Origin of the sequence: Collimonas silvisoli (genome assembly GCF_018305005.1) — a bacterium.
Taxonomy (GTDB): domain Bacteria; phylum Pseudomonadota; class Gammaproteobacteria; order Burkholderiales; family Burkholderiaceae_D; genus Collimonas; species Collimonas silvisoli.
In genome coordinates, this window is sequence record NZ_JAGQEG010000172.1 from 1 (window position 1) to 5,182 (window position 5,182).

General features: G+C 52.9%; 6 protein-coding genes. 5 read left to right on the forward strand and 1 reads right to left on the reverse strand.

Annotation, left to right across the window (positions count from 1 at the left end):
- Nucleotides 1-986, forward strand: a 986-nt coding sequence (locus KHU33_RS25300; RefSeq protein WP_211468174.1) for a DNA-3-methyladenine glycosylase family protein, incomplete at its 5' end; no start/stop codon positions are given.
- A gap of 58 nt (nt 987-1,044) precedes the next feature.
- Here the strand turns inward: KHU33_RS25300 and KHU33_RS26725 are convergent.
- Complete coding sequence (locus KHU33_RS26725) at nt 1,045-1,638, reverse strand: glycine zipper 2TM domain-containing protein (protein ID WP_268907148.1); 594 nt, start codon at nt 1,636-1,638, stop codon at nt 1,045-1,047.
- Between the two features lie 580 nt (nt 1,639-2,218).
- On the opposite strand from KHU33_RS26725, the gene KHU33_RS25310 reads away from it, so the two are divergent.
- The 4 genes from KHU33_RS25310 to KHU33_RS25325 all read left to right on the forward strand — a co-directional run.
- Nucleotides 2,219-3,556, forward strand: a complete 1,338-nt coding sequence (locus KHU33_RS25310; protein WP_211468176.1) for a tyrosine-type recombinase/integrase — start codon at nt 2,219-2,221, stop codon at nt 3,554-3,556.
- Between the two features lie 594 nt (nt 3,557-4,150).
- Nucleotides 4,151-4,363 carry a DNA-binding protein gene (locus KHU33_RS25315; RefSeq protein ID WP_230414549.1) on the forward strand — a complete coding sequence of 71 codons (213 nt, stop codon included), beginning with the start codon at nt 4,151-4,153 and terminating at the stop codon, nt 4,361-4,363.
- Nucleotides 4,363-4,854, forward strand: coding sequence for a DUF3987 domain-containing protein (locus KHU33_RS25320; protein ID WP_211468178.1), 492 nt, complete (start codon nt 4,363-4,365; stop codon nt 4,852-4,854). The genes KHU33_RS25315 and KHU33_RS25320 overlap by 1 nt, the downstream gene beginning before the upstream one ends.
- A gap of 63 nt (nt 4,855-4,917) precedes the next feature.
- A partial coding sequence (locus KHU33_RS25325) for a transposase domain-containing protein (protein WP_211468180.1) occupies nt 4,918-5,182 on the forward strand: 265 nt, incomplete at its 3' end.

A 5,182-nucleotide genomic window follows, 5' to 3' on the forward strand; every position in this document is an offset into this window, starting at 1 on the left:
TCGCCGCCGGGTTTGGCAGCATCCGCCGTTTCAATGAAATCTTCCAGGATCTGTACCAACGCCCGCCCAGCGCGTTGCGCCATGGCAGTCAGCCTGAGCAATCCGCGCAGGGCGGGGTGACGCTGTTGCTGCGTTATCGCCCTCCTTACGACTGGACCGCCATGCTGGCGTTCCTGAGCGCACGCGCGATCACCGGCCTGGAGCAGGTGGCCGACGGCTGCTACTACCGCACCATCTGCCTCGATGGCGCGCACGGTACGCTGGCGGTGCAGCAAGGCCCTGGCCATGCCCTGAAAGTCACCATACGCTTCCCGCGATTGTCGTCGTTGTCCGCCATCATCGGCCGTTTGCGAAGAATGTTCGACCTCGCAGCCGACCCCGAAATCATCAGCCGGCAACTATCGACGGACCCGCTAATGGCCAGGCTGACCGCCGCTCGGCCGGGTTTGCGCGTTCCGGGCGCCTGGGATGGTTTTGAACTGGCGATGCGGGCGGTGCTGGGCCAGCAAATTACCGTGGCCGCCGCCATCAAACTGGCTGGAAAATTGGTGGCGCAGTATGGCGAAGCGCTGAGCGCTCCCTGCGCAGATCGGCCTGGCCTGACCCACGTATTTCCTCAGCCCTCGCGCGTGGCCGAAGCTGATCTCGCAACGCTGGGCATGCCGAAAGCGCGCGCTGCAACCTTGTCCGCCGTGGCGGCGGCGCTGGTGGCCGATCCGCAATTGTTGGACACTCGCGCCAGCCTGGAGGAAGCTGTGCTGAAATTGCGCGAATTGCCGGGCATAGGTGACTGGACCGCGCACTACATCGCGATCCGTCAGTTACGCGAGACCGATGCCTTTCCGGCGGCAGATGTAGCGTTGATGCAAGCGATAGCGGTGCATGAGGGAGTCAGGCCAAACGCAAAGGAAATAACCATCCGGGCCGAAGCCTGGCGACCATGGCGCGCCTATGCGGCGCAGCATCTTTGGGCGTCGATTGTCTGATTTGAGGCATGTTCCAGAGCAATCAAGAGTTTACGCGACAGCGCCTGGCATAGTCGAATCAGTAGCCGTAGTTTTTGGCGACTGTATTACCCAGATATCCGCCGCCAACCACGCCCGCCACTGTCGCCAGCGTGCGGCCGTTGCCGCCGCCAACCTGATGGCCCAGCAGGCCGCCGATTACCGCTCCAGTAGCTATTCCCAACGGACTTACTTGCGGACTTGCTGGCGCCGCCGGGCTAGCTTGTGCGACCGGAGCCTGGTATTGCGGCGCCGGCCCAGCCTGTGCATAGCTTGCATCACGATTGCGATAAACATGATGCACTATCGTTTTTTGTTTAGGCGCGGTGGCTGCAGGTTCAACCTGATATCCCGCCGCCACGGGCACGGTAACCGGTTGCATGTATTGATAGCCATTCGCGGTCTGCACCAATACCGGTGCGCCTGTTGCCGGTGTTGTCGGCGCCGCGGCATTTGCCATCGGCTGTTGCGCGGCGGGAGTTGTCTCTGGAGCCTGCGATCCAACCACGCTACCGTGGGAACTAGGGAGCAAACCGGTCATCGCCGCGACGCCAACCAAACTCGCCAGGATAAGGGTTGCGGCAGCGCCGGCGACCAGTGGGTGCAAACGGGTTGTTGCTTGAACGGCTTCCATTTGATTCTCCTTCGACGGTTGACAATGGTTTTATTCTAGGGAGGTGTTGGCCGTTAGCCCATCCGGATTGTGTATCAGGTGTTTCGAATTGAAACACGGCAATGCCTCAACCGCACGCGATAGGGGTTAGCATGCAGGCCTTTGGCATAATCGATCTCGGAAAACGTCGCGGAATCTCTGGGATTGGGGGGATACAGCGACGATGAAACGATAGGAACAGCTCCGGGATTCTACGTAGAGATTCTTTTCAAGCGTCTTACTAGTCTTGTCTTTCATGACACAACTCCGGTCGGGTGGAAGGAGTTGCGTATAGAATTTGGAATTTATATTTTCACCAAAAGTGGCAAGAATTTTCACCAAATCACAGAAAGTGGTGCGGCTGGCGGGGATCGAACCCACGACCCTTGGCTTCGGAGGCCAAACAAAGGTATGTTGATTGATATTGATCGGCGTACCATGAAACTATAAATTCTTTAATTATCAATGACTTGATAAGTTCACATATTTTTTCCGTGTTGATTAAAGTTGACTCATGTATACTTTAATTTCCTACATGGCCACTACACGGATTATTGCATAAATGAAATGGGATAACTTTACCGCCGGGCGAGTTGACGGTTTTAAGTGCGCATCAGGAAAGCAACAAAGCATTTTCTGGGATGGGAAAACACCCGGCTTAGGCATACGAGTGACTGTTGCCGGCGCCAAGTCATATATCTTCGAAACAAGTCTAAACGGTAAAACTGTACGAATAACTATCGGCAGCACGAAAACGTGGACTCTCGGAGATGCACAAGCCAAGGCGACAGCCTACAAAGCGCAAACAGATAACGGTATCGATCCTCGCCAAGTTAAGGCCGAGGGCATTGCAGCAAACAATACAAAAATTGCCAATGAAAAAAAACACAAGGCAATCGAAGATGCAAAGCGAGAACTAATTGCCCGGACAGCTTGGGATGCGTATCTTGCAGCCCCCCATCCTAAGTGGGGTGATCAACATCGCGCTGATCACGCAATTGCGGCAAGCGAAGGTGGTGTCAAAGCAAAAATTGGTAAAAAAAATACAAAGGCCGCACCTCTCGCCTCTTTGCTTTGTTTGCCGTTAAATACTATTACAGCGCCGGTCATGCACGAATGGCTCTCGGCCGAGTGCCTCACTCGCTCGACATTCGCCCACAATTCATTTCGCAAATTTCGCACATTTATCCGGTGGTGTGCAAAACAAGCGGAATTTCAGCACGTGGTACACGCTGACTGCTGTCTTACAGATGAAGTAAAGGACATCGTTCCAACTAACAAGACTAAAGAGGGAGACAGTCTGCAGCGCGAGCAGTTACCTGCTTGGTTCGACGCCGTGCGCAATATTAGTAACCCCGTAATTAGCGCATTTTTGCAGGCATCGCTTATTACCGGAGCCCGTAGAGGAGAGCTAGAGTTGTTGCAATGGAATGATGTAGAGTTCAATCCAAAATGGAGCAGCATGGTTATACGTGACAAGGTTGAGGGACAGCGGACTATTCCTCTTACTCCCTACCTCATGCATCTCCTAAACCAGTTGCCGCGTCACAACGAGTGGGTTTTTAGTAGTCTCACCGCAAAAAGCCAACACATAACAGAGCCTCGGATAGCGCATACCAAGGCATTGGAAGTTGCTGGCTTACCTCACGTGTCACTACACGGGTTGCGCCGCTCGTTCGGCACGTTGTCTGAATGGGTGGAGGTACCAACAGGCGTCGTCGCTCAGATTCAGGGGCATAAGCCAAGCGCTTTAGCCGAGAAGCATTATCGTCGACGACCGTTAGATCTGTTGCGTATGTGGCATGTCAAGATTGAAGAGTGGATGTTAGAGCAGGCTGGAATCAAATTTGCGCCTGCAAATGAAGTGCAGGAAATACGAATTGCAACAGAAAGTGTTTAATGAATATCACAAGGTTAAATCCACAGGTTTTCAGCCGGTTAGCTTTAGCCGCGCTGGTTTGATGTTGGTTTTCGGTCGGCGCCAAAACCTGCAATACCGAGATACCCCTATCTGGTTTTGCGACGATTGACATTGGATGGCGTGAGCGGCACATAGGCCTGACGGATTACCTGGAAAAAATCGGCTTTCGAAGCCAACGGCGTTTTTAGGACCGACAGGCGCGACTCTCATCGTGGTAAGCAGGATTTCTCAAAATAGACGCTAGATAGATTTAAGCGTGACCAATCACATCATACAAAATCAGCTTGCAAAAAGGAGGTGGCCATAGATTTTTGGCCGCCTGCTGAATGATTTGCCCGCAAATGTGATTGCGCTGTTCATGCGTGAATACTCGCCAACCTGCGAAATCCACCAAATACCCGCAATGGTGACATCGATGTTTGATTAACGGCTAGCACATATTTCCCCATAAATCAACGCAGATTCGCTATGCCTCGCTTGCGGTGATTGTTTCCTTGCGAACTTTTAAAGTTGACTCCGTCGATCCAGATCAATTTGGATCGACGGCCAATCAACTTTACAAGGAAATACGTTATGTTAAAAATAGATCAACTGTATGGCCGCGCTGCCGTGCCCATGCTCACGACTGAGCAACTGGCAGAGGCGTTGTCGTTAAAGCCAAACACGTTACGTTCCAGATTTTCAAAAACAGGAACCTACTTTGGCCTGCGACCGGTCAAGCTCCCGAACGGCAAGCTCCGTTGGGCTGTCAATGCGGTCGAACTGCTGACAAAGGGAATTGCATAATGAGCATGCTTTCTGAATGGAAAGAATTTCCTATTGACGCATTCCCACTCGTTGCGAAGAATTCTGCACTCGAACTGCAGCGCAATACTGGCGCGCCGCTGGGATTAATAGCGGCATCGACATTGACCAGCATGTCCCTCGTGATTCAGGGCCTGATAAACGTCCGTCGCCTGGACGGTCTGGAAGGTCCAGTAAGCGCTTGGTACCTTATAGTGGCGGAAAGCGGCGAGCGCAAAACTGGCACTGACGAGAAGAATCTGAAGGCTATCCGCGAATTTGACGCAGAACAAGCGAAACAGTTCAAATCGAAAATGCTTGCATTCGAAACAACAATGCAAGCATGGGAGGTTGAGCGCAAGGCGATTCTTTCGGCCATCAAGAAAAGTGCAATAAAAGACGCGTCAACCGATGATTTGAAAAAGCGTCTGAGCACCCACGCTGCGACTCAACCTAAAAAACCTAGGCTCGTCAGACTAATGCCGTTCAGTTAAGACTGAACGGCATTTTTGTTTTTAAGTGTTGTAAACGCAATTGGAGGCTGTTAACCTGCGTCCATGCTTGATGACGCGATCCATTTTATGGCTGAAGCTCAGGAGGCACCCAACTGGGAGCGCCTGGGGCAGCATTTACCATATGAGTGGATAGAGCAGGCAATCAATTACACCGGCAAGGCGAGCATCCGGCATCGTCGGCTCCCAGCCGAGCAGGTGGTCTGGCTGGTAGTTGCCTTGGCGCTGTATCGGCATCAATCCATCAGCGAAGTCATCGACGATTTGGATCTGGCCCTGCCGGATGCCCAAGCTCCGTTCGTCAGCAAGA